Origin of the sequence: Streptomyces sp. NPDC048192, from assembly GCF_043202415.1 — a bacterium.
In the GTDB taxonomy this organism is placed as follows: Bacteria; Actinomycetota; Actinomycetes; order Streptomycetales; family Streptomycetaceae; genus Streptomyces.
In genome coordinates this window covers 42,080-68,044 of record NZ_JBIDAL010000014.1, presented here as the reverse complement: position 1 = coordinate 68,044, position 25,965 = coordinate 42,080, and the positions used below count along the sequence as shown (strand labels likewise).

The window sequence follows — 25,965 nt, the reverse complement described above, 5'->3', positions numbered from 1 at the left end:
CGTGTCTGAATGCGATCCGCTACTAGCGGCGCTTCGACTTCCGGTCTTCCTTGACGTGGCCCCGGAAGGTGCGCGTCGGCGAGAACTCGCCGAGCTTGTGGCCGACCATCGACTCGGTGACGAACACCGGGATGTGGGTCTTGCCGTTGTGCACCGCGATCGTGTGACCGAGCATGGCCGGGACGATCATCGAGCGACGGGACCAGGTCTTGATGACGTTCTTAGAGCCCGCTTCGTTCTGGGCGTCCACCTTCTTCATCAGGTGGTCGTCGACGAAGGGTCCCTTCTTCAAGCTACGAGGCATCTCAACCCGTCCTTAGCGCTTCTTGTTCGTCTTGCGGCGGCGGACGATGTACTTGTTCGACGCCTTCTTGGGCGAACGAGTACGGCCTTCCTTCTTGCCCCACGGGGACACAGGGTGGCGGCCACCGGAGGTCCGGCCCTCACCACCACCGTGCGGGTGGTCCACGGGGTTCATGACCACACCACGCACGGTCGGGCGAACGCCCAGCCAGCGCTTGCGACCGGCCTTGCCCCAGTTGATGTTGCTCTGCTCGGCGTTGCCGACCTCGCCGACGGTGGCGCGGCAGCGGACGTCGACCAGGCGGATCTCACCGGACGGCATGCGCAGGTGGGCCATGGAGCCCTCCTTCGCGAGCAGCTGCACGGAGGCGCCGGCGGAGCGGGCGAACTTCGCGCCGCCGCCCGGACGCAGCTCGATGGCGTGCAGGGTCGTACCGACCGGGATGTTGCGCAGGGCGAGGTTGTTGCCCGGCTTGATGTCGGCCCCGGGACCGTTCTCGACGCGGTCGCCCTGGTTCAGGCCACGCGGCGCGAGGATGTAGCGCTTCTCGCCGTCCGCGTAGTGCAGGAGCGCGATGCGCGCGGTGCGGTTGGGGTCGTACTCGATGTGCGCGACCTTCGCCGGCACGCCGTCCTTGTCGTGACGACGGAAGTCGATCACTCGGTAGGCGCGCTTGTGTCCGCCACCCTGGTGGCGAACGGTCACACGACCGGCGTTGTTACGGCCGCCCTTGCTGTGCAGGGGACGGACCAGCGACTTCTCCGGCGTGGACCGCGTGACCTCGACGAAGTCGGCGACGCTGGCGCCACGACGGCCCGGCGTAGTCGGCTTGTACTTGCGGATTCCCATTTCTCAGTCCTCGTCCGATATCGGACGATCCGACCCGCTTACGCGGTCGGACCGCCGAAGATGTCGATACGGTCGCCCTCGGCGAGGGTCACGATCGCGCGCTTGGTCGCGGCACGCTGGCCGAAACCGGTGCGGGTCCGCTTGCGCTTGCCCTGGCGGTTGATCGTGTTGACCCCGGTGACCTTGACGTCGAAGACCGCCTGGACGGCCTCCTTGATCTGGGTCTTGTTGGCCCGCGGGTCGACGACGAACGTGTACTTGTTCTCGTCGAGCAGCGCGTAGCTCTTCTCGGAGACGACCGGCTTCAGCAGGACGTCACGGGGGTCCGTGTACGACTTGCTCAGCGGGGTCTCGACGGTGTTCTTGCCCTCGGCGGCGTGACGGCGCGCCTTGGCGACGCGCGCGGCCTTGGCGGCCTTGGCGGCCTTCGAGGCGATAGCGGGGTGACGGATGGCCATCAGACCTCGCTCCCTTCGGTGTCGTTGGCCTTCGGGCCGGCGACGAAGGACTCGAAAGCGGCCTTGGTGAAGACCACGTCGTCCGAGACGAGAACGTCGTACGTGTTCAGCTGGCCCGGCTCCAGGATGTGGACCTGGGGCAGGTTGCGGGCGGACAGCCACGCGGCCTCGTCGGAGCGCTCGACGACCAGGAGCAGGTTCTTGCGCTCCGAGATCTTGCCGAACAGGCTCTTGGCGGCCTTGGTGCTCGGGGTCTCGCCCTCGATCACGCCGGAGACGACGTGAATGCGGTTGTGACGCGCCCGGTCGGTGAGGGCACCGCGCAGGGCGGCGGCCTTCATCTTCTTCGGGGTCCGCTGCGAGTAGTCGCGCGGCACGGGACCGTGCACGACGCCACCACCGGCGAACTGCGGCGCGCGGGTCGAACCCTGACGGGCGCGACCGGTGCCCTTCTGGCGGTACGGCTTCTTGCCGCCACCACGGACCTCGCCGCGGGTCTTGGTCTTGTGCGTGCCCTGGCGGGCAGCGGCCAGCTGCGCGACGACGACCTGGTGGATCAGCGGGACGCTGACCTTGGCGTCGAAGATCTCCGCGGGGAGCTCGACGGAACCGGCCTTCTCGCCAGCCGGCGAAAGGATGTCAACAGTGCTCATCGGTTACCTCAGGCCCCCTTGGCCGCGGTGCGGACCAGGACGAGGCCGCCGTTCGGACCGGGAACCGCGCCCTTGATGAGCAGCAGACCCTTCTCCGCGTCAACGGCGTGGACGGTCAGGTTCTGGGTGGTGACCCGCTCGTTGCCCATGCGACCCGCCATGCGGAGGCCCTTGAACACACGGCCCGGGGTGGCGCAGCCACCGATGGAGCCGGGCGAGCGGTGCTTGCGCTGGGTGCCGTGACCGGCGCCGAGGCCACCGAAGTTGTGGCGCTTCATGACACCGGCGAAGCCCTTGCCCTTGCTCTTGCCGGTGACGTCGACCTTCACGCCGGCCTCGAACACCTCGGCGGTGATCTCCTGGCCCAGCGTGTACTCGGAGGCGTCCGACGTGCGGATCTCGACGAGGTGGCGACGGGGGGTGACGTCGGCCTTGGCGAAGTGGCCCTTGAGGGGCTTGTTCACCTTGCGCGGGTCGATCTCGCCGAAGGCGATCTGAACGGACTCGTAGCCGTCGACGTCATTGGTACGAACCTGGGTCACGACGTTGGGGCCGGCCTTGACAACGGTGACCGGAACAACACGGTTGTTCTCGTCCCACACCTGCGTCATGCCGAGCTTCTCGCCCAGGATGCCCTTGATCTGCTTAGCCATTCTCAGCCCACCAGCCTCAGAGCTTGATCTCGATGTCGACACCGGCCGGCAGGTCGAGTCGCATCAGAGAGTCAACGGTCTTGGGGGTCGGGTCGAGGATGTCGATCAGGCGCTTGTGCGTGCGCATCTCGAAGTGCTCGCGCGAGTCCTTGTACTTGTGCGGCGACTTGATGACGCAGTACACGTTCTTCTCAGTGGGCAGCGGCACCGGGCCCGCGACCGACGCACCAGTGCGGGTCACCGTCTCGACGATCTTCTTCGCCGAGGAGTCGATGACCTCGTGGTCGTAGGCCTTGAGCCGGATGCGGATCTTCTGTCCCGCCATGGCTACTCAGTAGTCCTGTCTTCTCTCACGCTCTGGAACCCGGCGGATTCCTTCTGCTGCCGTCGTTTCTCCGACCCACGCGGTCGGGCGTGTCGCGCTCCCGCTGACACAGATGTCCCTTGTTCGAACATCCCTGCGGGATTACGACGGCCCTTCCGGAACCGCGGACCGGGGACCTTCAGGCCCACCGGGCGCCTGGCCGGTGCCGCGCCCACGCTTCCCGGAAGATTCCCGTACGTCCGCCCCAGTGCTGCCCGAGGGCAGTTAGGACGACGAGTACTGTGGGACTCGCTTCCGGTCCTCCCGGCGGGAGGCGCGCAGCATCAACACTCGACCGAGCAACTCGGACAGTCTGCCATATCGGGCCGGGCGGATGCCAATCGAGCCGGAGAGAATACCCCTGGAGTGACGTGGGTCAAACCGGGGGCCGGGCCGGGGTGTGGAGTACTCGTGAACGCTACGGAGCTGTGGCCATTGCGACCGAGGGCCATGTGGTGACATAGATCGTCTCTGTGCCACGGTTTACGGCGTGACTGAATCAGGGGGCGGCGCGACAGCGCCGGTACGACGCTCGCGGCTGGCCGACTACGCAGACATGGCCGGGCCCGCGAAGATCCTGGCACCGCAACTGGTGTCCGCTTATCGGACAACTCCCGAGGCTGAGCCCTCGCCCACCTTGCAGGGTCAGGCCGCACGACCGCCGGCCGCGACCGCGGTCTCCGTGCAGGAGGCCGACGCCCAGCGGCGCGGGTTCCTTGCAGCCCTGGAGACGTTCCGCGACACGGCTGTACTCGTCCCACTCCGGGACGGCGGCTGGCTGACCGTCGATCTGAGCGGTGTCCGCTGGATCCTCGCCTTCTCCGATGAGTCGGCACTCGCCCGCTATGCGCTGGCCCGGGACGAGGGCCAGGAGGAATGGACGTACGAGACGGTGCTCGGAGCCCGGCTCCTCGACATGGCAGTCCCGGAGGCAGGGGTGCCCTGCGGCGTGGTGCTGGACGCAGCCGACGGGGCGCAGCAAGCGGTGCTGTTCCCGCCGGTCGCGGGGATCGTCCCTGATGCCTACGCGGTGAACAAGGGATACGTCGGTGACGTGAACAGGATCGGCGGCACAGAGGAGCAGCGGTGAACGGGGGCGCGGGCCCGCAGACAGGCGGAAAGGACCTCGCGACCGGGGGGCTCGACGAGATCGCCCAGGGGCTGCCCCTGGCACTGGGCGAGCTGCAGGATCTCGGCTTGGCCAGTACGGCGGGTGCCGGCAGGGGCTTCAGCATGCTGGAGCTGTCCGGCCTGGAACTGGGCGAGGAGACACTCACGCAAACCTTCCACTCCTTCTGCGAGCGATGGGAGTGGGGTGTGAGATCGCTGATCAACGAGGGCAATGCGCTGGCGGTGAAGACCGGCATGGCAGCCGGCACCTATTACCAGACCGAGCAGTACGTCAAAGGCACGTTCAAGATCGCATTGAACTCAGCCGTCGGTGATCCGCACGCGTCGGAGGACGAGGTCGCCAAGCAGGACTGGCGAGACATCGCCACCGAGTCCATCCATACGGACTACAGCAAGAAGTCCTTCGAGCAGGCCTACGACAACAGCCTCCAAGGCTGGAAGGACGCCGGCCGGGACATGATGACCTCCCACATCGTCGGGCCCATGGGGCTGAACCCGGAGAACCTGCACAGCGCCCTGGGAGTGTCGGACAGCGAATACAACAAGTTCCTCGACGACACCTTCGGCCCCTCCCCGGAGGAGCGGGCCCAGATGCAGCAGGGCGGCGGTGAGGGCTGATGGGCGTTTTCGGAGACATCGGGCACAGCCTTGAAGACAGCGCCAACTGGGCTCTCGGCAAAGGCGAGAAGCTCGTCGACGACGGCAAGAAAGTCGTCGGCGAGGGGATCGACTACGGCGCTCACAAACTCGGTCAAGGCCTGGACAAGGCCGGCTTCCACCGCGCTGCCGACAAGGTGGATGACTGGGGTGACGAGATCGCCTCCGACCTCGGGGCCACGCCGGGCGAGCAGCAGCTCGGAGAGAGCGACGACCCCAAGGACCTCGTGCACGGCGACCACGGAAGGATCGTGGAAACCGCTGAGCACCTGAAAAAATTCTTCACCGCCTTCGAGAAGGTCAGTGCCGGGCTGAAACGCGTGGACTCTTCCGGGTGGAAGGGAGAGGGCGGAGACGCCTTCCGCAAGCAGTTCGGCGTGCACCCGGCGAAGTGGCTCCATGCGGCCGACGCCTGCGAGACCGCGGCGGGTGCACTGCAGGCCTACGCGGAGACCGTGAAGTGGGCGCAGGGCCAAGCCAGGGATGCCATCGATCTGTACAAACGAGGTACCCAGGCATCCAAAGCGGCCAGGAAGGCGTACACCGAGCGTCTCGACGCCTACAAGGCCAAGATCCAGGCGAACGAGGATCCGGGCCCCGAACTCGAGCCCTTCCAGGACCCCGGCAAGGACGACATACAGGCGGCGAAGGAAAAGCTCGCCGAGGCGCGCAAGCAACGCAACTCCGCTGCCTCGGCCGCCAACGCGAAGATCAAGGCCGCCCTGGCGCACGCGCCCGCCGAGCCGCCGCCGCTGGACCGGCTCGGCGACGACTTCGTGGACGGCTTCCAGGCGGTCAACACCGAGATCACCCACTTCGCAGGCGGTCTCGTCAAGGGCACGGCCGGCCTGGTCAACTTCGTGCGCGGTCTCGACCCGATGGACCCGTACAACCTGACCCACCCAGCGGAGTACCTGCAGGGCGTCTCCATGACGCTCTCCGGCCTGGTGTCGACGGCGGCGCACCCCGAGCGGGCGGTCAAGGCCGCCGTGGACGGTTTCGAGAAGGATCCGTCCGAGTTCCTGGGCCGACTGCCTCCGCAGTTGCTGGGCACGGACGGCGCCGGCCTCGCCGCGGGCGGCCTGCGCACGGCGGTGGAGGAGGGCGCGGAGGTAGCGGCTGCGAACGCGGCCAAGGGAGGCCTGGAACATGCGGGTGAAAGTGCGGCCGCAGGGAGCAAGTGGAGCCATCTCGCACGACCGTCGACCGCGGCTACGCGGCGGGCCATCCACTACGAATCAGTCACGCCAGATGAGGCTCAGGCGTTCATCGACGACCAGGTCCCCTGGATCAGGGACGTGAACAACACGGGCATGCCCGGGTACACCAAGAACTGCAGTCACAACGTCGTCGCTGTGGAACGTCGGCTCAACGGCGAAGAGGTCGGTGCCGCGCCCCTTCACGTTCCCGACCACATTCCCCCGGAGGCTCTGGGGCTGCACAACGTCCCCAAGGGCCTCTACATCCGTGCGCACACCTACGATGACGTCATCCGTGACCTGGAACTGCGAGGACAGGGTTCAAGAAGCGCGGTTTACATCGCCCGGCCCGACGGGACCGCCCATGTCTTCAACGCCGTGAACACGGAGCACGGTGTGGTCTTCCTCGACGGCCAGATCGGTGGGCTCGGCAGGCTGGAGCACGGTGTCTCTCGAATCGGCTACATTCCGTATCGTTGATGGAGTTGCCAATGTTGACCAAGGATGAGGCAGTAGCCTCGGCAGCTGTGTATCTGAAAACCGTCGCCTACCCCGACCGGGCTGATTCCGTGGTGGTGCTTCCGGACACGGCCGTCGAATTCCGGTACGGCTGGACGGTGCGCTTCGATTTCAAGGAGCACCTGGAAACGGGCGATCCGATGGCAGCCCCGTTCAGTTCGGTCATCGTCGTCCCGCACGACGGCACGGCGGCCCACTTTCCTCCGACCTTCCTGCCGACGCAGGAGTACATGGAGCGGCAGGCGACCGGTGACTGGCCGCCGAAGAAGGGCTATTGAGATGTCTGGTGCCGACCAGCGGGCGGCAGCTTGGCTCCGTCTGACGTACGGCGGGTTGGTGGAGCTTTCCTCGCCCCATCCGGTGCACGAGACGGCCACGGCCTGGCTGCTGTCGTGCCGGACCACGGCTCAGCCGGGTTACCCGCACACTCCCATGCTCGCGTCGTCCGTCGTCGTGCCGAAGGACGGTGGCTCGCCCTACCACCCTGCGCCGAGTGCTCCCCTCGCGGACCTGGAGCCGACAACGCCCCAGGAGACCGTCATGCGCGCCGAGGGCCAGGGCCGCCGGATCAACGCACGTGGCTGCGTGGTCGCCGTGCACTCCACGATGCATGGTGCCCCGTCCGTCGCGCTGCCCTGGCGCCCGTCAGACGAAGCCCCCGGCTGGTGGGCCCGGCTCTGCCGCCGCTACTTCCCGGAATTCGAGCGCGTCGCCGTCAGTGACTGGGACGACGTCATCAAGGCGGTCGACGAGCCAGGGCCCGAGACCCGCGGGGTGGTCTGGGTACGACGCGAAATCGGCGGCCATGAGGCCACGGGCAACCTGCTGTACGCGACGAACAACAAGGGTCAGGTCGTCCTCCTGGACGGCCTGACGTCCTCGCTGGCCCGACTCGACACCGCACCGCTTCTGCGCGAACTGATCCTTCTGCGGGCCCTGCCCGGCGCGTCGGCGGGCCAACGGGCTCCCTGGCAGCGGGCTGCACCCGACTTCTCCTCCGCGGTTGCCAAGGCCCGACTCTGGCTCAACGACGCCTACGGCGGTCAGGCCGAGCTGGACAGGCCGACCGCCCAGGATGAGACGCGGCGTGGCTGGGTGTTCTCCTGTAACAGCAGGCGTTTCCTCAGCGACGGGTGCTGGCAGAACGCCATGCTGGACGCGACCGTGGTGGTGCCAAAGGACGATGCCTCACCGTTCGGTCTGCCAAACTCCGACCCTTGGGCCTGGCTGGCCCGCTGGGACGCCGGCGAGGACCCTGGCACGGCGAGCCTGCCCACACCGCCCGCTCCAGGGCAAGCATCGTGGTACGAGCCGACACTCGCCCAGCTCGGCCATGTGCTGTCCGTATCGGAACATGCCGACTGGCAGACGACCCTGGACACGCTCTCGACACTGCCGGTCGGAGCCCGTGCCCTCGTCTGGGTCCGCCGAACGGACGGGCGCGGTCGCGAGGCTGTTGGCTGGCTGGTGAACGCCGTGCGGCTGGAGGACGGGGTCATGGTCATCGACGGTTCGTCGGACGAGCCGGTTTCCTTCGACCCGACCGGAGTCCACAGGTTGCACGTCATCCGCTACCGCTGACCTTGCTCGAGCACTGTCGGGTGCCTTCAAATCGGCACCCTGCCACTCACGGAAACCCGATCCGTTCTTGGAGCGCGTACTTGCGCAGAGTTCGCCACCACGCGTCGGCAGGTACGGCCCCCGGACCCAGAGGCCAAGACAGCGAGCCGGGCGGGGAACCCAAGTCACGACCGGGGGCAGTGGGCCTCGCTGCGGTGGGCGGGAGCAACGCCGCAGCGGGCCATCGGCGGTAGCGGTTCTCGTGGACGAGGTGACGACCACGATGGCCGCGGCCGCGACAAGCCCGACCAGAGCTACGGCAAGCCTGCTGAGCATCAGACGGAGTCCGGCAGTCGCCTACTTGGTGCAGCCGAATTTCTTGGTTTCCTTCGGTACGAAGTCCTCGATGAACCGTTGCACCTTCTTGTAGCCGGTGGGGGTGTTCTGGCGCGGTCACCGAAGAAATAGACCCCGAACGTCATATACGCGGTTCGAGAGATGCAGTTGGCCTGAACCACTGCGCCGTTGCTTCCGATCGCGGCATGCCCCGGAAACGAGACGGTCCGCTCGGCGGCGTACTTGAACGGTGCTGCCGAGGCCTTCCAGCCCGCCGGATCCGGGCCCGGTTCCATTGTGTGATGTCGACGTACAACACCCGATGACCGCCGGCACTCAGTGTGCAGCCCGCACCCGGCTGAACCTCGAGGGGGATGTACGACTGCTTCATGGATCCGTTGTCCGGGATGAGCGGTGACAAGGCCGCCTTCGACACCGGGACCTTGCAGAGCGAAGACGCGAACGACGGAGTCTGCCGAGTGGGACATCAAGCAGCAGGGGCTGATCGGCTACGGCGTGCTTTCTCTTGCCGGGGTCATCGGCATCATGGCCGGCGCCTACGTCAAGGGCGAGCCGCAGATCCTGCACGACGGACGTGCCGCCTTCTTCGCCCTGGCAGCGTGGTCCGCCTGGACCTCCGTCCGGATCAGACTGCTGCACCGCTCCGAGACGCGTAGCTCACGAACTCCGCCCAGGCCTTCGGCGTGAGCGCCAGCCGGGGGCCGTCGGGGGTCTTGGAGTCGCGGAGGTGGATGGCGGTGGGGGTGGGGGCGGCTTCGAGGCAGTCGCCGGGTTCGCTGCTGCTGCTGTAGCTGCTCTTGAACCAGTGGAGTGCGGCGGTGCTCATAGTCTCCCCAGTGCTCGCTCGGTGAAGGCCTGCGACTCCCTCGGCGTGAGAGCCTGCGCCCGGATCATGCCATAGCGCAGTTCGAGAATCCGGAGGTCTTTCGGGCTCGAGACGGGGCGCCCGTTGAACGCGCCCTCAGAACGTCCGATCGCCGTGCCGTCGGCGAACTTCAGTACCTCGATCAGACCCTGCGTTCCGGCATGCTCCTCGCGATCGGTTGGCATGACCTGGAGCGTGACGTTTCGCAACTGCGCCACTTCCAGAAGGCGTTGGAGCTGTCGGCGCAGCACCATCTTCCCGCCGTAGGGGCGTTCGAGCGTCACCTGTTCCTGGACGAAGCTGAACGTAGGAGCGGGGTCCCGCGCGAAGACGGCTTGTCGAGCCACGCGAGCAGCCGTTTCCCGCTCCACGACGTCCTCAGCGAGTGCGGGCTGCCTCATCTCGAACATCGTTCGCGCATACTCCTCCGTCTGCAACAAGCCATGGATGTTGTGGTTGCTGGACAGCAGCATCTCCACGGCCCGCCCCTCCACCTCCGCCAGCTGCCGCACCTTCTTCGGATACCGGGCCTTCTTCATGCCCTCCAAGAAGGCCCGCAGATGCCCCCGCGTCTTCAGCGTCCTGTCCGCCCTGTCCAGCAGCTCAGGCCGGGGAATCCGCACCCCGCGCTCGATCTTGCGGATCATGTCCTCGCCGTAGCCGAGCGCCTCTGCCAGCTCTGGCACGCTGAGCCCGGCCGCCTCCCTGCACACCTTGAGCAGCCGTCCCACCGCCTGCACCAGCGGCTCGATCTCATCCCCGGGCTCGACGTCCCAGCCGGCCTCGTCCACACCCTCGCCCACGGCTCTGGTCCTCCTTCGGCGCGCACTCCTGCCCCGTACAACGCCCGAGACAGACGAGACAGCCGAGACAACCCAGGACAGTCACCGTACGTACAGGTGCAGTCACTCACCTGCGGAAGCAGGTTCCACCACGCTCAGTGACATGAATCAGGAAGCGACTGCCTCTGAAGACCAACTCGACAGCTCCATCCCCCACTTCTGCGTCCGACTGTCTCCCACGCCGCGTGGAGCCCGCCTCGCCCGGCTGCTCAGCGAACAGCAACTCCGCACCTGGCGGCTGCCGTTGGAGCGGGCGGCGCAGATCGTCGCCGAGCTCGCCGCGAATGCCGTCACGCACGGCCGCGTCCCCGGCCGTGACTTCCGGTTGCTTCTGTACGTCGTCGGCGACAGGCTCCGCATCGAGGTCACCGACACGCGCGGTGACCGCCTTCCAAGGCTCCAACGCTCGGCAGGAGACAGCGAACCGGGTCGCGGACTCCACCTTGTGGACGCCCTCGCCGACCGCTGGGGTGTCGCCCACGGGCGGCACCGCGCAAGACCGTGTGGGCCGAGGTGTCCTTCCGCGCGCCGGAAGCCGGTGGCCGACGTCCCGGTGCGGCGGGTGTGGCCAACTCGGGTGTGCCGACCGGATTGTCAGTGGGGCGTGGCAGGATCCTGAGCGATCAAGGTCGGTAACGAACGCGGCGCGCAGATCGCTCTCCACATGGGTGGTCAAGCCACATGCGTCGTGCTTGTCACCTTCCGCATCGCTCATTTCGCCGCACGCCTGTGCGCGCTCACTTCTGGGGGGACTGAATGTCACGTTCGCTCACTGCTCCGTTCCGCGTCTCCAGGTCCGGTTCGGGCCTCGCCCGCCTCACCGCTGTCGGCGCGCTGACGCTGGCCCTCGCCGGTGCCACCGGCCTCCTGGGTGCTCCCGCCGCGCAGGCCCAGACCGTCAGTGACGGCTCGCTGGCGTTCAGCGGCGACGCGGGTGACTACATCAGCGGTGGTCAGTCGTACTCCTACTCCACCGCGTCCGGGGACGGTCTGAACGTCTACGCCTCCACCGACGACAACCACATCGCCGTCAGCGTCAGCGGCGCGAACGGCGACTGGTGGAGCCTGGACCTCGCCGCCCCGTCCGGCCAGGCGCTCACGCCCGGCGACTACACCGGCGCCACCCGCTACCCCTTCAACTCGGCCTCCGAGCCCGGACTGTCCCTGGACGGCAACGGCCGCGGCTGCAACACCCTGACCGGCTCGTTCAGCGTCTCGGACGTGAAGTTCGGGCCCAACGGGTACGTCGAGAAACTGGACGCCACGTACGAGCAGCACTGCGAGGGAGGCACCGCCGCGCTGCGCGGCGAGGTGCACATCGCCAACCCGGCGCCGCCGACCGCGCTCTCCCTCGACGTCTCCGTCAACCCCACGGGCACCGCCAGCACCATCGACGGCAAGGCCACCGTCGGCGGCACCGTCACCTGCAACCAGCCGGTGAAGGTGTCGGTCTCCGGCAACGTCACTCAGGTCGCCAAGCAGGTCCTGATCAAGGGCTCGTACGCCACGACGGTCGCCTGCGAGCCGGGTACGCCGGCCGCCTGGACCGCCACGGCCGATCCCACCGGCACGACCCCGTTCCAGAAGGGCGACGTGGAGGTCACCACGAAGGCCACCGCGACCGACCCGAACTACGGCCAGCCGGTGACGGCGAACCAGACCGCCGTGGTGTCCCTGTCCAAGGACAAGTCGGCGAGCTGACGCAAGGGCGGGCCGAGGCCGGGTTGTTCACGCGGCGGACGCTGTGTCCCGGGCCCGTACGTCACAGCGCCCCGCCCCGGTTTTTCGACCGGGTGCGGGGCGCTGAGCGCAAGGCGTGTGCCGCGACGTGCTAGTGCGCGGGGCCCGCCGGAGGCCACGGGGCCGGGCCCGAAGGCGGTGCCCCCCACTGAGGTGGAGGGCCCCAGCCGGCCGTGAGGCGTTTGCGGTGGCGGCTGCGGCGGACCGCCGTGACGATGACGATGGCCACGGCGCCGAAGAATCCGGCGAGGAAGAAGCCGATCCCGCCGAGGATGCCGCCGACCATCGTGGCCACCCGGGGCTTGTCCCCCAGGGCGAACTCGGCCCCCGGCTGCTCGGCGGTGCAGGCGAGCGTGTAGTCGCCGGTGCTGCCGGGCTTCACCTCGAAGACGCGCTCCCAGCTGCGGGACCCGGCGGTGACACGGAAGGTGCTGGACGGCTGGGTCATCGACCCGGACCGCATGCCGAGGATCCGGCAGTCGACGTGGCCCTGGCCGGACTGGGAGACGTAGATCGCCTTGGTCTTCCCCTTCTCGAAGCGGAACGTCCGTGACGCACCGGCGGCGAAACTCCGGGACGTGTCCACGGAGTTCACCGAGTCCACGACCGTCACCGCGATGAGGGCGATCCCCGCGCCCATCAGGACGAGCCCCAGCACCGCGGCAACGACGTACCAGACGCGCCGGGGCCGCAGGTCCTGCGCCGGGATGCCCGGCGGCACCGGTGGCGGGCCGCCGTACGGGGGTCCCCAGGGGTTCGGATTCTGTATCGCCACGAGGGGGCATCGTACGGCAACCGCCTGCCCTGGGCCGACGCGGTCGACCGTGAGCGTCACAGCCTCCGGCTCTCCACCGGTCCGAGGTACAGCTCCGGCATCCCGCCCGTGTCGATCACCAGGCGCTGCAGCACCACCGTGGGGTCCACCATCCAGAACTTCAGGCGGTGCACGCCGGGGGCGTCCACGGTGTGGCGCGTGGCCGTGCGGTTCACGTTGTCCGAGGTGTTGCGGGCCCAGACGTCGTTCAGGGCGCCGTCGTCCGCGCCCGTCGTGATGTCCACGGTGCGGATCGGGCCGTCGTCCAGCGAGACGCCGTAGCTCAGTCCCGTGACGTCCGGCACCGCCGGGTTGCGCGGGGAGAGGTACGCCCACACCGTCACCTCTTCGGTGTCGGACAGCAGGCTCACCTCGTACTCCAGGCGGGGCGAGGAGCCGCCCGGGGTGCGGCTCCGGGTCGTCACCGGCCACGGGGTCATGCCCGCGCCGGTGCGGCCGATGCCGTCGAGCCGGCGCCAGTCGCCCACCGCGCGGTCGTAGTGCTCGGCGTCGACGGCCACATAGCCGCCGGCCTCCACGAAGCCCCGCATGCCTCGCGCGGAGGGCCGGTCCGCGACGCAGCGCACCGTGACCGACGCGCCCGCGCCGGTCACGGTCAGCGTGCCCTCGGCGCGGCCGGCGGGCGCCTTCGCCCAGTCAATCCGCACCCCCAGCCGGACCTGCCGGTCCACCCGGCCGCGCGGGCGGTCCACCACCAGCCACGGGACCGAGGCGCGCACCTCGTAGCCGAAGGCCGTACGGCCCCGGTTGAAGAGCTCCACGTACTGCTGGGGGCGGGTCTGGTACGGGCTGAACGCCGGCAGCACGGCGTCGCGCGAGGCGCCGCCCGGCCACCACTCCCCCGTGTCCTCGGCGCCGTCGACGCACACCCCCAGCTCGGCCGCCTCCGGCAGCTCGATCCGCTGCACCGCCGGGAACAGCACGTCCGGCAGGGCCACGTTGTCCTTCTCCGGCTGCTGCCAGGGCGCGTTCGGGCCGTAGCGGTCCACGTCGCCGTAGTCGATGTGCGGCTGGGTCTGGAAGCCCTTCCATTTGCCGTGCGCCACGGCGGAGTTGAAGCGGTCGGCCAGGGCGAGGTCCCGTGCCAGGCCGGCCTCCGCCGCGGCCGCCCGGTCGTTCGTCGCCGCTCTGCCCTGCCGGGCGTACAGCAGGTTGGTGAACTCCGCCTCCCGCAGGGCGTAGAGGTTCGCGGTGGCCGTCACCTCGTAGCCGGCCAGCTCGTACCAGGCGTCCTGGCGCTGCTCCGGAAGCCGGCGGGCGATCCGCTCCGCGCGCTCGCCCAGTTCACGCCACTGCTGTGTCACCCGCTCCAGCTCGCGGTGTGCGAAGAAGAACGGGGTCTGCCGGTCGTCGTTGACCACCTTGCCGTCCTTGAGGGTGATCCGCCGGTTCAGCAGCTCGGGCTTGCGGCGGGCCTGGAGGCGGCCGTACTCCGCGAGCACGGCGGCGATCTCCTTCGCGGAGGTCTCGCCGAAGTTCTGCCGGGCGTACCGCTCCTCCCACTCCGGCAGCCGCTCCAGCGGCCAGCTGTCCGGGCTCCAGGCGTAGTCGAGGAAGAACTCGGTGGGCAGCTCGTTGCCCTTCAGGTCGCCCACGTTCGCGACCCACAGGCCGTGGTTGCCGTAGGCGTGGGCCTGGTGGAGCTGGTCCCAGACGTTGCGGAGGTTGGCCGTGTCGACCCACTTGTAGTTGCGGCCCGCGCCCACGTAGTCGAAGTGGTAGTACAGGCCGAAGCCGCCGGAGCGCTCGCTGTCCGGGTGTTTGCGGATGTTGCCCCAGTTGTCGTCCGTGAGGACCACCGTGACGTCGTCGGGTGCGCGCAGGCCGCGGTCCCAGTACCGCTGCACCTCCTTGTACAGCGTCCACACCTGCGGGGTCTCGGCGGCGGGCCGGCCCGTGACCTCTTCGATGATCTTCCGCTGGTCGGCGATGATCCGCTGCATCAGCTCGATGCCGTCGCCGTCGGGCAGGCCGGTGTCGCCGTTGCCCCGCATGCCGAGGGTCACGACGCCCTCGAAGCCCTGGTCGACCATGCGCTGGATGCCGTCGCGCCAGTACGCGCGGATCGCCTCCGCGTTGCGGACGTACGACCATTCTCCGGTGCCCCCGTAGGGGTCGTGCCCGGCGGTCGCGTGGCGGTTCCACTCCTCGATGCCGCGCATCATCGGCGCCTCGTGGGAGGTGCCCATGACGACGCCGTACTCGGCGGCCCGCTTGTGGTTGTCCGGGTCGTCCTCGGCGAAGGCCCGGCCCCAGACGGCGGGCCACAGGTAGTTGCCCTTCAGCCGCAGCAGGACCTCGAACACCTTGGCGTAGAAGTCCGCGTTGAAGCCGCCGGGATAGCCCGGCGCCTTGCCGGGGCCGAAGTACGCCGGCGCCCAGGTGCCGAGCGCCGGGTTCTCGTCGTTGATGAAGAAGCCCCGGTACTTCACCGCCGGGGTGCCCTGCGTGTACCGGCCGGCCTTCACCCACACCCCGGCGCGCCGCACCGGCGGCACGTCGTCCCACCAGTGCCAGGGCGAGACGCCGATGCCGTGGGAGACGTCGTACGCGCCGAAGATCGTGCCCCGGGGATCGCTGCCCGCGATGACGAACGCCCGCTCGACGCCGGGCATCGGATGCTCCACGACCGTCTGCAGCGAGGTCTCCCAGCGGCCGCGCACGCCCGTCACGTCCAGCTTGCCCGACTCGATCAGGCCGTCGATCAGGGGACTGCGGCCGATCGTGCCGAGGAGCACCGGGAACCGGCCGATCGTCGAGCCGGGGCGGACGCCGGTGACGCGTTCGAGGTCGTCCCGCAGGTCGCCGGCGACCCGCACGACGCCGGGGTGATCCTCCGCGCTGACCACGACGGGGGCGCCGACCAGGGAGAACGCCCCGCCGGTGAAGGAGATGTACGCCCCCGGGTCGGTCACCACCGGATCGCGGTCACCGCCGGCCCCTCCGGTGCCACCCGCGGCCCAGGCGGCTCCCGAGGTCAGCACCGGCACGGCGGCGAGCCCCGCTCCGAGCACCGTTCTGCGTCCCACAGACATACGACAGCCCCTCCACTCTCTATTTGCCAAGCGGCATGACAAATAGTGGGGTGAGGGAGCGCCGCGGGGAACCTGTCCTGCGGAACGAATAGTTTCGAGAGCCCCGATAGCCTCCGGCCATGTCCCGTACGACCCGTACGACCCCGCCCCGGCCGCTCGACGTCGCCGTCGCCTTCCCCGAACTGGGCCCGCTCGCGCGCCGTGCCGTGCGGCTGCATCCCCGCGCCGGCGCCCCCACCGCGGCGGACAGCTCCCTCGGCGGACCGCTGCTGTGGCCGGCGGCGGAGCCGTGGCCGGTCTGCCCCGAGCACGCCGGACCCTGGCACGAGGGGCTCGCCCCCGAGGACGTCCGCACCCGGCGCCGGGTCCTGCGCGAGGCATGGGCGCGGCCCCGCGTCGAGGGGGCGGAGCTGCTGACCGAGGACGAGCGGGCGCTGGTCGAGCGCGGCAGGGAGCCCCGGCGCATCGCCGTGACCGGGCCGCTCCCGCTGCTTCCGGTGCTGCAGCTGCACGCCGCCGACGTGCCGGGGCTGCCCCGGCCCGAGGGCACGGATCTGCTGCAGGTGCTGTGGTGCCCGTCCGGCCACGACCAGGGCTACCTGCCGTACACCGAGCTGCGCTGGCGCTCCCGCGCCGGGACCGGCACGCCGCTCACCGAACAGCCGCGGCCCGCCGTCGTCGGCAACGACGGCTATCTGCCCAACCCCTGCGTCCTGCACCCCGAGTCGGTGACGGAGTATCCCGCCCCTGCCCGAGGAACTGGCGGACCGGGTCGAGCAGTGGGCGCTGGACCGGGGCGCCGACTACCAGTACGACCTGTCCGTCGCGCCCGGCTGCAAGGTCGCAGGGCACGCGCCCTGGAGCTTCACCGACCCGTTCCCGATGGCCTGCGCGGAGTGCGGCGCCGGGATGCGCCCGCTGCTCACCCTGGACAGCACCGAGTGGGACGGGGGCAGCCGCAGCTGGCGGCCGGTGGAGGACGCCGCCGCGCCGGGCGGCGGCGTCCTGGAGGGGCCGGCCTGCGCCACGGGGCTGCGCTTCGGGCGCGGGTACGGCCTCCAGCTGTACGTGTGCGAGCGGTCGTACGGCCATCCGCTGTTCCAGAACGTGCAGTGACCGCCCTCGAGAAGCCGAAGAGGCCCGTACGACCGGAGTCGTACGGGCCTCTCCTGGGTCAGCCGAGGACCCTCAAGCAAGCAGAACTTACTTGACGATCTTGGTGACCTGGCCGGCGCCCACGGTGCGGCCACCCTCGCGGATGGCGAACTTCAGGCCCTCCTCCATGGCGACGGGCTGGATGAGCTCCACCTTCATCTCGGTGTTGTCACCCGGCATGACCATCTCGGTGCCCTCGGGGAGGGTCACCACGCCGGTCACGTCCGTCGTACGGAAGTAGAACTGCGGGCGGTAGTTGTTGAAGAACGGCGTGTGGCGGCCACCCTCGTCCTTGGACAGGATGTAGGCCTGCGCCTCGAACTCGGTGTGCGGGGTGACCGAGCCCGGCTTGATGATGACCTGGCCGCGCTCGACGTCCTCGCGCTTGATGCCGCGGAGCAGCAGACCGACGTTCTCACCGGCCTGGCCCTCGTCGAGCAGCTTGCGGAACATCTCGATGCCGGTGACCGTGGTCTTGGTCTTCTGCTCGCGGATGCCGATGATCTCGACTTCCTCGTTCACCTTGAGGACACCGCGCTCGATACGGCCGGTGACGACCGTACCGCGACCGGTGATGGTGAAGACGTCCTCGATCGGCATCAGGAACGGCTTGTCGACGTCGCGCTCCGGCTGCGGGATGGCCTCGTCGACAGCCTTCATCAGGTTGAGGACGGAGTCCACCCACTCCTTCTCGCCCTCGAGGGCCTTGAGAGCGGAGACCTTCACGACCGGGACGTCGTCGCCCGGGAACTCGTACTCGGTGAGGAGCTCACGGACCTCGAGCTCGACGAGCTCCAGGATCTCCTCGTCGTCCACCATGTCGGCCTTGTTCAGGGCGACGACGATGTACGGAACGCCGACCTGGCGGGCCAGGAGCACGTGCTCCTTGGTCTGCGGCATCGGGCCGTCGGTGGCGGCGACCACCAGGATCGCGCCGTCCATCTGCGCGGCACCGGTGATCATGTTCTTGATGTAGTCCGCGTGACCCGGGCAGTCGACGTGGGCGTAGTGACGGTCCTCGGTCTGGTACTCGACGTGCGCGATGGAGATGGTGATACCGCGCTGACGCTCCTCGGGCGCCTTGTCGATGTTGTCGAACGGGGTGGCCTCGTTCAGGTCCGGGTACGCGTCGTGCAGCACCTTGGTAATGGCGGCCGTGAGGGTCGTCTTACCGTGGTCGATGTGACCGATGGTGCCGATGTTGACGTGCGGCTTAGTCCGCTCGAACTTCGCCTTCGCCACTGGGGTCCTCCTGTGGAGTGGTTCTGTACGCCTTACTTCATCGGCGCCAGGTGATCTTTGCTGTAAAGGCCCGGAACCCGGGGGCATTCCGTCCGCGATTGCGGTGGAATGCCCCTGGAGGCTCCGGAGTCAAGCCTACGGCGTGTGAACGCGGAGCGTTACTCGCCCTTGGCCTTCGCGATGATCTCCTCGGCGACGTTCCGCGGAACCTCGGCGTAGGAGTCGAACTGCATGGAGTAGCTGGCACGGCCGGACGTCTTGCTGCGCAGGTCGCCGACGTAACCGAACATCTCCGAAAGGGGCACGAGACCCTTCACGACGCGGGCACCGGCCCGCTCCTCCATGGCCTGGATCTGGCCACGGCGGGAGTTGATGTCGCCGATGACCTCACCCATGTAGTCCTCGGGCGTGGTGACCTCGACGGCCATCATCGGCTCGAGCAGCACGGGCTTGGCCTTGCGCGCGGCCTCCTTGAAGGCCTGCGAACCGGCGATCTTGAACGCGAGCTCGGAGGAGTCGACCTCGTGGTAGGCACCGTCCAGCAGGATGACCCGGACACCGGTCATCTCGTAGCCGGCGAGGATGCCGAACTGCATCGCCTCCTGGCAGCCGGCGTCGACCGAAGGGATGTACTCCTTCGGGATGCGACCACCGGTCACCTGGTTCACGAACTCGTAGGCCATGTCGCCGCTCTCGATCGGCTCGATCGAGATGATGACGCGACCGAACTGGCCGGTGCCACCCGTCTGCTTCTTGTGGGTGTACTCGACCTTGTCGACCTTCTGGCGAATGGTCTCGCGGTAAGCGACCTGCGGCTTGCCGACGTTGGCCTCGACCTTGAACTCGCGCTTCATACGGTCGACCAGCACCTCGAGGTGCAGCTCGCCCATACCGCCGATGACGGTCTGGCCGGTCTCCTCGTTGGTGTGCACCTGGAAGGAGGGGTCCTCCTCCGCGAGACGCTGGATGGCGACACCCAGCTTCTCCTGGTCACCCTTGGACTTGGGCTCGATCGCGACCTCGATGACCGGCGCCGGGAAGTCCATGGACTCCAGGATCACCGGGTTCTTCTCGTCGCACAGCGTCTCACCGGTGGTGGTCTGCTTCAGGCCCATGACGGCGACGATGTCGCCCGCGCCCACCGACTCGATCTCCTCACGCTTGTTGGCGTGCATGCGGTAGATCTTGCCGATGCGCTCCTTGCGGCCCTTGACGGAGTTCAGCACGGCGGTGCCGGACTCCAGGCGGCCGGAGTACACGCGGACGAAGGTGAGCTTGCCCAGGTGCGGGTCGCTCATGATCTTGAACGCCAGCGCGGACAGCGGCTCCTCGTCGGACGGCTTGCGCTTGATGACCGTCTCGGCGTCCTTGACGTCGTGGCCCTCGATGGCCTCGATGTCGACCGGGGACGGCAGGTAGCGCACGACCGCGTCGAGCAGGGGCTGGACGCCCTTGTTCTTGAACGCGGTGCCGCAGAACACCGGGGTCACGGTGGTGCCGGTGCCCTTGCCGGACGCGATGGTGATACGACGGATCGCGGCGTACAGCTGCTCCTCGGTGGGCTCCTCGCCCTCCAGGTACAGCTCCATGACCTCTTCGTCGTTCTCGGCGACGGCCTCGACCAGCTTGCCGCGCCACTCCTCGGCGGCCTCGGTGTGCGTGGCCGGGATGTCGACGACGTCGTACATCTCGCCCTTGGTGGCTTCCGCCGACCAGACCAGGGCCTTCATGCGGACCAGGTCCACGACGCCCTTGAAGTCGGCCTCGGCACCGATCGGCAGCTGCATGACCAGCGGCTGCGCGCCCAGGCGGTCGGAGATCATGTCGACGCAGCGGTGGAACTCGGCACCGGTGCGGTCGAGCTTGTTGACGAAGCAGATACGCGGAACGCCGTAGCGGTCCGCCTGACGCCACACCGTCTCGGACTGGGGCTCAACGCCGGCGACGCCGTCGAACACCGTCACGGCACCGTCGAGCACGCGCAGGGAGCGCTCCACCTCGACGGTGAAGTCGACGTGACCCGGCGTGTCGATGATGTTGATGGTGTGGTCGACGTTCTCCAGCGGCCAGTGACAGGTGGTGGCAGCAGAGGTGATCGTGATGCCACGCTCCTGCTCCTGCTCCATCCAGTCCATGGTGGCAGCGCCGTCGTGGACCTCACCGATCTTGTACGAAACGCCGGTGTAGAACAGGATCCGCTCGGTGGTGGTCGTCTTGCCCGCGTCGATGTGGGCCATGATCCCGATGTTGCGGACCCTGGCCAGGTCAAGCGAAGTGGTAGCCATAAGGCTTCAGTCTTCTCTCGGTCTCGATGGGGTCTGCGACTACCAGCGGTAGTGCGCGAAGGCCTTGTTGGACTCGGCCATCTTGTGCGTGTCCTCGCGCTTCTTGACGGCCGCGCCGAGGCCGTTCGAAGCGTCGAGAAGCTCGTTGAGCAGACGCTCGGTCATGGTCTTCTCGCGACGGGCGCGGGAGTAACCGACCAGCCAGCGCAGCGCCAGGGTGTTGGCACGGCCGGGCTTGACCTCGACCGGGACCTGGTAGGTGGCGCCACCGACACGGCGGGACTTGACCTCGAGGGTCGGCTTGATGTTCTCGAGAGCGCGCTTGAGCGTGATGACCGGGTCGTTGCCGGTCTTCTCGCGCAGGCCCTCCATGGCGCCGTAGACGATGCGCTCGGCGGTGGAGCGCTTGCCGTTCAGCAGCACCTTGTTGATCAGGGAGGTCACCAGAGGAGAGCCGTAGACCGGGTCGATGATGACCGGGCGCTTCGGGGCGGGGCCCTTACGAGGCATTCTTACTTCTCCTTCTTGGCGCCGTAACGGCTGCGAGCCTGCTTGCGGTTCTTGACACCCTGGGTGTCGAGGGAACCGCGGATGATCTTGTAGCGAACACCCGGCAGGTCCTTCACACGGCCGCCGCGCACGAGCACGATGGAGTGCTCCTGCAGGTTGTGTCCCTCACCCGGAATGTAAGCGGTGACCTCGATGCCGCTGGTCAGACGCACACGCGCGACCTTGCGGAGGGCCGAGTTCGGCTTCTTCGGGGTGGTCGTGAACACACGCGTGCAGACGCCGCGACGCTGAGGGGAACCCTCGAGTGCGGGCGTCTTGTTCTTTTCGACCTTGTCCTGCCGGCCCTTGCGGACCAGCTGCTGGATCGTAGGCACTACTTCTCCGGTTTCTGTGTGCCGATGGGTACAGCTAACCTGGAACTTCGCCGACCCACGCGGTCGGGTGTGTCGAATCCGGCGGACTCCCGCCGCAAGGCGAAAACAGCACAGATTACGGTGGCCGCTCATGACTCGCCGTACGGTCTGAAGGCACGCACGAGAGCCAGGGCACACCCCAGGCACAAGGTCTGAGCGTACCTACCTCATTCGCTGTGGTCAAAACAAATGGGCCGCGCCCGCAGGACGGGTCCCCAGGTGTCAAGCCCCTGAACCCCGGATGATCTTCGATTTCACGTTCCGGACACGCGCGAGCGCCTGTGCGGGCGCCGGCTACCCGCTACGGAGCCGCCGGGCCACCGGCCGGCCACCAGGGCCGTCAGGGGCCCCGGAGAGCCCCCAGAAGCCCCTGCAGGCACGCCCGAGGGGCGGCCTCTCCGCAACCGGAGTGACCGCCCCTCGGGTCAAGCTGCCCGCTCACTGGTTGTACGGACCGTAGTCGTAGTCCTCCAGCGGAACGGCCTGGCCGGAGCCGGTGCCGAACGGCGAGTAGTCGATGTCGTCGTAGCCGACGGCCGAGTACATCGCGGCCTTGGCCTCCTCGGTCGGCTCGACCCGGATGTTGCGGTAGCGGGACAGGCCCGTACCGGCCGGGATGAGCTTACCGATGATGACGTTCTCCTTGAGGCCGATCAGGGAGTCGGACTTGGCGTTGATCGCCGCGTCCGTCAGGACCCTGGTCGTCTCCTGGAAGGAGGCCGCGGACAGCCACGACTCCGTCGCCAGCGACGCCTTGGTGATACCCATCAGCTGCGGACGGCCGGAGGCCGGGTGACCGCCCTCCTGGACCACACGACGGTTCTCCTGCTCGAAGCGGGAGCGCTCGACCAGCTCGCCGGGCAGCAGCTCGGCGTCGCCGGACTCGATGATCGTCACGCGGCGCAGCATCTGCCGGATGATGATCTCGATGTGCTTGTCGTGGATCGACACGCCCTGCGAGTTGTAGACCTTCTGGACCTCGCCGACCAGGTGGACCTGGACGGCACGCTGGCCCAGGATGCGCAGCACGTCGTGCGGGTTGGTGGCACCCACGGTGAGCTGCTGGCCCACCTCGACGTGCTCGCCCTCGCTGACCAGGACCTTCGCACGCTTGGAGATCGGGTACGACGTCTCGTCGCTGCCGTCGTCCGGGGTGACGATGATCTTCTTGGTCTTCTCGGTCTCCTCGATGCGGACGCGGCCGCTGGCCTCGGAGATCGGGGCGACACCCTTCGGGGTACGGGCCTCGAAGAGCTCGACGACACGCGGCAGACCCTGGGTGATGTCGTCACCGGCCACACCACCGGTGTGGAAGGTACGCATCGTCAGCTGGGTGCCGGGCTCACCGATGGACTGGGCGGCGATGATGCCGACCGCCTCACCGATGTCGACCAGCTTGCCGGTGGCCAGCGAACGGCCGTAGCACATCGCGCAGGTGCCGACGGCGGACTCGCAGGTCAGGACCGAGCGGGTCTTGACCGTCTCCACGCCGTGCTTGACCAGCTCGTCGATGAGCACGTCGCCGAGGTCGGTGCCGGCCGGGGCCAGCACCTTGCCGTCGACCACGATGTCCTCGGCGAGGCAGCGCGCATACACGGAGGTCTCGACGTTGCCCGTCTTGCGCAGGACGCCGTCCGCGCCGCGCTCGGCGATCGCCAGCTTGAGGCCGCGGTCGGTGCCGCAGTCCTCCTCGCGGATGATGACGTCCTGGGAGACGTCGACCAGACGACGGGTGAGGTAACCCGAGTCGGCCGTACGCAGAGCGGTGTCCGCCAGACCCTTACGGGCACCGTGCGTGGAGATGAAGTACTCCAGCACGGACAGGCCCTCACGGAACGACGCCTTGATCGGACGCGGAATCGTCTCGTTCTTCGCGTTCGACACCAGACCACGCATACCGGCAATCTGACGCATCTGCATCATGTTGCCTCGTGCACCCGAGTTCACCATCATGAAGATCGGGTTGGTCTTCGGGAAGTTCTCGTTCATGGCCTCGGCGACCTCGTTGGTCGCCTTGGTCCAGATCGCGATGAGCTCCTGGGTGCGCTCGTCCTTGGTGATCAGACCGCGCTCGTACTGCTTCTGGACCTTCTCGTCCTGCGCCTCGTAGCCCTTGACGATCTCCTTCTTCGCCTCGGGCACGACGACGTCGGAGATGGCCACGGTGACACCGGAACGGGTCGCCCAGTAGAAGCCGGCCGCCTTCAGGTTGTCGAGCGTCGCCGCCACGATGACCTTCGGGTAGCGCTCGGCGAGGTCGTTGACGATCTCGGAGAGCTGCTTCTTGCCGACCTCGTAGTCGACGAACGGGTAGTCCTCGGGCAGCAACTCGTTGAAGAGCGCGCGGCCCAGCGTGGTGTTCAGCCGGAAGCTGTCACCCTGCTGCCACTCCGGCTCGCCCTCCTCGCGCGCCGGCGGGGTCCAGCCGCGCGGCGGGATGGTGCCCACCGGGAAGCGGATGTCCACGCGCGACTGCAGCGACAGCTCGCCGGCGTCGAACGCCATGATCGCCTCGGCCACGGACGCGAACGAGCGGCCCTCGCCCTTGACGTCACGCATCTCGCCGTCGGTGGTGAGGAAGAACAGACCGAGGACCATGTCCTGGGTCGGCATCGTCACCGGACGGCCGTCGGCCGGCTTGAGGATGTTGTTCGAGGACAGCATCAGGATGCGGGCCTCGGCCTGCGCCTCCGCGGACAGCGGCAGGTGCACGGCCATCTGGTCACCGTCGAAGTCCGCGTTGAACGCGGTGCACACGAGCGGGTGGATCTGGATGGCCTTGCCCTCGACCAGCTGCGGCTCGAAGGCCTGGATGCCCAGGCGGTGCAGGGTGGGCGCACGGTTCAGCAGCACCGGGTGCTCGGCGATGACCTCTTCGAGGACGTCGTACACCACGGTGCGGCCGCGCTCGACCATGCGCTTGGCCGACTTGATGTTCTGCGCGTGGTTCAGGTCGACCAGGCGCTTCATCACGAACGGCTTGAACAGCTCCAGCGCCATCGCCTTCGGCAGACCGCACTGGTGCAGCTTCAGCTGCGGACCGACGACGATGACGGAACGCGCCGAGTAGTCGACACGCTTGCCGAGCAGGTTCTGACGGAAACGGCCCTGCTTGCCCTTCAGCATGTCGCTGAGGGACTTCAGCGGACGGTTGCCGGGGCCCGTGACCGGGCGGCCGCGCCGGCCGTTGTCGAAGAGGGCGTCAACGGCCTCCTGAAGCATGCGCTTCTCGTTGTTGACGATGATCTCGGGCGCGCCGAGGTCGAGCAGCCTCTTCAGACGGTTGTTGCGGTTGATGACCCGGCGGTACAGGTCGTTCAGGTCGGAGGTCGCGAAGCGGCCACCGTCCAGCTGCACCATCGGACGCAGGTCCGGCGGGATGACCGGGACGCAGTCCAGGACCATGCCCTTGGGGCTGTTGGACGTCTGCAGGAACGCGGAGACGACCTTCAGGCGCTTGAGGGCACGGGTCTTCTTCTGGCCCTTGCCGGTGCGGATGATCTCGCGGAGCCTCTCGGCCTCCTCCTCGAGGTCGAAGGACTCCAGGCGCTTCTGCAGCGCGGCGGCGCCCATCGAGCCGTCGAAGTAGGTGCCGAAGCGGTCGCGCAGCTCGCGGTAGAGCAGCTCGTCGCCCTCGAGGTCCTGGACCTTGAGGTTCTTGAACCGGTTCCACACCTCGTCGAGGCGGTCGATCTCGCGCTGCGCGCGGTCGCGCAGCTGCTTCATCTCGCGCTCGGCGCCCTCGCGCACCTTGCGGCGCACGTCGGCCTTGGCGCCCTCGGCCTCCAGCTCGGCCAGGTCGGCCTCGAGCTTCTTGGCGCGGGCCTCCAGGTCGGCGTCCCGGCGCTGCTCGATCTGCTGGCGCTCGACCGAGACGTGCGCCTCCAGGGAGGGCAGGTCGCGGGTACGGCGCTCCTCGTCGACGTACGTGATCATGTACGCGGCGAAGTAGATGACCTTCTCGAGGTCCTTCGGAGCCAGGTCGAGCAGGTAGCCCAGGCGGCTCGGGACGCCCTTGAAGTACCAGATGTGCGTGACGGGCGCGGCCAGTTCGATGTGGCCCATCCGCTCACGGCGCACCTTGGCGCGCGTGACCTCGACGCCACAGCGCTCGCAGATGATGCCCTTGAAGCGGACGCGCTTGTACTTTCCGCAGTAGCACTCCCAGTCCCGGGTGGGGCCGAAGATCTTCTCGCAGAAGAGGCCGTCCTTCTCGGGCTTCAGGGTGCGGTAGTTGATGGTCTCCGGCTTCTTGACCTCGCCGTGGCTCCACTGGCGGATGTCGTCAGCGGTGGCCAGACCGATCCGGAGCTCGTCGAAGAAGTTGACGTCGAGCACT

At 68.1% G+C, this 25,965-nt stretch carries 23 protein-coding genes; 8 read left to right on the top strand and 15 right to left on the bottom strand.

Annotated features, from left to right (window positions below):
• Window positions 1–22: 22 nt before the first annotated feature.
• From rpsS to rpsJ, 6 genes are read right to left on the bottom strand one after another with little or no spacing between them, the layout of a single operon-like run.
• The gene (rpsS, locus tag ACGFZN_RS28280) at window positions 23–304 is read right to left on the bottom strand and encodes a 30S ribosomal protein S19 (protein WP_330338324.1); all 282 of its coding nucleotides are present in this window, start codon (window positions 302–304) and stop codon (window positions 23–25) included.
• A gap of 12 nt (window positions 305–316) precedes the next feature.
• Entirely contained in the window at window positions 317–1,153 is an 837-nt protein-coding gene (rplB, locus tag ACGFZN_RS28275; protein WP_330338325.1) for a 50S ribosomal protein L2, read from the bottom strand.
• A gap of 38 nt (window positions 1,154–1,191) precedes the next feature.
• Window positions 1,192–1,611: a 50S ribosomal protein L23 gene (gene rplW / locus ACGFZN_RS28270; RefSeq protein WP_014674371.1), complete on the bottom strand. Its 420-nt coding sequence runs from the start codon at window positions 1,609–1,611 to the stop codon at window positions 1,192–1,194.
• Entirely contained in the window at window positions 1,611–2,264 is a 654-nt protein-coding gene (rplD, locus tag ACGFZN_RS28265) for a 50S ribosomal protein L4 (RefSeq protein WP_393861305.1), read from the bottom strand. The genes rplW and rplD overlap by 1 nt, the downstream gene beginning before the upstream one ends.
• Before the next feature lie 8 nt (window positions 2,265–2,272).
• Window positions 2,273–2,917: a 50S ribosomal protein L3 gene (gene rplC / locus ACGFZN_RS28260; RefSeq protein WP_218514970.1), complete on the bottom strand. Its 645-nt coding sequence runs from the start codon at window positions 2,915–2,917 to the stop codon at window positions 2,273–2,275.
• Window positions 2,918–2,933: 16 nt separating this feature from the next.
• Window positions 2,934–3,242: a 30S ribosomal protein S10 gene (rpsJ, locus tag ACGFZN_RS28255; RefSeq protein WP_003948644.1), complete on the bottom strand. Its 309-nt coding sequence runs from the start codon at window positions 3,240–3,242 to the stop codon at window positions 2,934–2,936.
• A gap of 529 nt (window positions 3,243–3,771) precedes the next feature.
• Between rpsJ and ACGFZN_RS28250 the strand changes: the two genes are divergently transcribed.
• From ACGFZN_RS28250 to ACGFZN_RS28230, 5 genes are read left to right on the top strand one after another with little or no spacing between them, the layout of a single operon-like run.
• A complete protein-coding gene (locus tag ACGFZN_RS28250) occupies window positions 3,772–4,371 on the top strand; it encodes a hypothetical protein (protein ID WP_393861304.1) in 600 nt (199 codons plus the stop codon).
• A complete protein-coding gene (locus tag ACGFZN_RS28245; protein WP_393861303.1) occupies window positions 4,368–5,030 on the top strand; it encodes a hypothetical protein in 663 nt (220 codons plus the stop codon). The genes ACGFZN_RS28250 and ACGFZN_RS28245 overlap by 4 nt, the downstream gene beginning before the upstream one ends.
• Window positions 5,030–6,748 carry a putative T7SS-secreted protein gene (locus ACGFZN_RS28240; protein ID WP_393861302.1) on the top strand — a complete coding sequence of 573 codons (1,719 nt, stop codon included), beginning with the start codon at window positions 5,030–5,032 and terminating at the stop codon, window positions 6,746–6,748. Before ACGFZN_RS28245 ends, ACGFZN_RS28240 begins: the two co-directional genes overlap by 1 nt.
• Before the next feature lie 11 nt (window positions 6,749–6,759).
• Window positions 6,760–7,065 (top strand): YrhB domain-containing protein, encoded by a 306-nt coding sequence (locus tag ACGFZN_RS28235; protein WP_393861301.1) that lies wholly within the window; start codon window positions 6,760–6,762, stop codon window positions 7,063–7,065.
• A gap of 1 nt (window position 7,066) precedes the next feature.
• Window positions 7,067–8,368 carry a YrhB domain-containing protein gene (locus tag ACGFZN_RS28230; RefSeq protein WP_393861300.1) on the top strand — a complete coding sequence of 434 codons (1,302 nt, stop codon included), beginning with the start codon at window positions 7,067–7,069 and terminating at the stop codon, window positions 8,366–8,368.
• 961 nt (window positions 8,369–9,329) lie between these two features.
• Here the strand turns inward: ACGFZN_RS28230 and ACGFZN_RS28225 are convergent.
• Window positions 9,330–9,530: a DUF397 domain-containing protein gene (locus ACGFZN_RS28225; RefSeq protein ID WP_393861299.1), complete on the bottom strand. Its 201-nt coding sequence runs from the start codon at window positions 9,528–9,530 to the stop codon at window positions 9,330–9,332.
• Window positions 9,527–10,372, bottom strand: a complete 846-nt coding sequence (locus ACGFZN_RS28220) for a Scr1 family TA system antitoxin-like transcriptional regulator (protein WP_393861298.1) — start codon at window positions 10,370–10,372, stop codon at window positions 9,527–9,529. Before ACGFZN_RS28220 ends, ACGFZN_RS28225 begins: the two co-directional genes overlap by 4 nt.
• 142 nt (window positions 10,373–10,514) lie before the next feature.
• Between ACGFZN_RS28220 and ACGFZN_RS28215 the strand changes: the two genes are divergently transcribed.
• Window positions 10,515–11,030, top strand: a complete 516-nt coding sequence (locus ACGFZN_RS28215) for an ATP-binding protein (RefSeq protein WP_393861297.1) — start codon at window positions 10,515–10,517, stop codon at window positions 11,028–11,030.
• Between the two features lie 137 nt (window positions 11,031–11,167).
• Window positions 11,168–12,112 (top strand): hypothetical protein, encoded by a 945-nt coding sequence (locus ACGFZN_RS28210; protein ID WP_393861296.1) that lies wholly within the window; start codon window positions 11,168–11,170, stop codon window positions 12,110–12,112.
• A gap of 130 nt (window positions 12,113–12,242) precedes the next feature.
• On the opposite strand, the gene ACGFZN_RS28205 is transcribed toward ACGFZN_RS28210, so the two are convergent.
• Window positions 12,243–12,926, bottom strand: coding sequence for a serine/arginine repetitive matrix protein 2 (locus ACGFZN_RS28205; RefSeq protein WP_393861295.1), 684 nt, complete (start codon window positions 12,924–12,926; stop codon window positions 12,243–12,245).
• 56 nt (window positions 12,927–12,982) lie between these two features.
• Entirely contained in the window at window positions 12,983–16,021 is a 3,039-nt protein-coding gene (locus ACGFZN_RS28200; protein ID WP_393861294.1) for a glycosyl hydrolase 115 family protein, read from the bottom strand.
• Between the two features lie 882 nt (window positions 16,022–16,903).
• Here ACGFZN_RS28200 and ACGFZN_RS28195 point away from each other — a divergent pair.
• Window positions 16,904–17,137 (top strand): hypothetical protein, encoded by a 234-nt coding sequence (locus ACGFZN_RS28195; RefSeq protein ID WP_393861293.1) that lies wholly within the window; start codon window positions 16,904–16,906, stop codon window positions 17,135–17,137.
• A gap of 87 nt (window positions 17,138–17,224) precedes the next feature.
• On the opposite strand, the gene tuf is transcribed toward ACGFZN_RS28195, so the two are convergent.
• From tuf to ACGFZN_RS28170, 5 genes are all read right to left on the bottom strand, one after another.
• Window positions 17,225–18,418 carry an elongation factor Tu gene (tuf, locus tag ACGFZN_RS28190; RefSeq protein WP_393861292.1) on the bottom strand — a complete coding sequence of 398 codons (1,194 nt, stop codon included), beginning with the start codon at window positions 18,416–18,418 and terminating at the stop codon, window positions 17,225–17,227.
• Window positions 18,419–18,576: 158 nt separating this feature from the next.
• Entirely contained in the window at window positions 18,577–20,703 is a 2,127-nt protein-coding gene (gene fusA, locus ACGFZN_RS28185; protein WP_393861291.1) for an elongation factor G, read from the bottom strand.
• Between the two features lie 39 nt (window positions 20,704–20,742).
• A complete protein-coding gene (rpsG, locus tag ACGFZN_RS28180; RefSeq protein ID WP_003998848.1) occupies window positions 20,743–21,213 on the bottom strand; it encodes a 30S ribosomal protein S7 in 471 nt (156 codons plus the stop codon).
• A gap of 2 nt (window positions 21,214–21,215) precedes the next feature.
• Window positions 21,216–21,587: a 30S ribosomal protein S12 gene (gene rpsL, locus ACGFZN_RS28175; protein WP_003948652.1), complete on the bottom strand. Its 372-nt coding sequence runs from the start codon at window positions 21,585–21,587 to the stop codon at window positions 21,216–21,218.
• 477 nt (window positions 21,588–22,064) lie between these two features.
• Window positions 22,065–25,964 carry a DNA-directed RNA polymerase subunit beta' gene (locus ACGFZN_RS28170; RefSeq protein ID WP_393861290.1) on the bottom strand — a complete coding sequence of 1,300 codons (3,900 nt, stop codon included), beginning with the start codon at window positions 25,962–25,964 and terminating at the stop codon, window positions 22,065–22,067.
• Window position 25,965 lies beyond the last annotated feature (1 nt).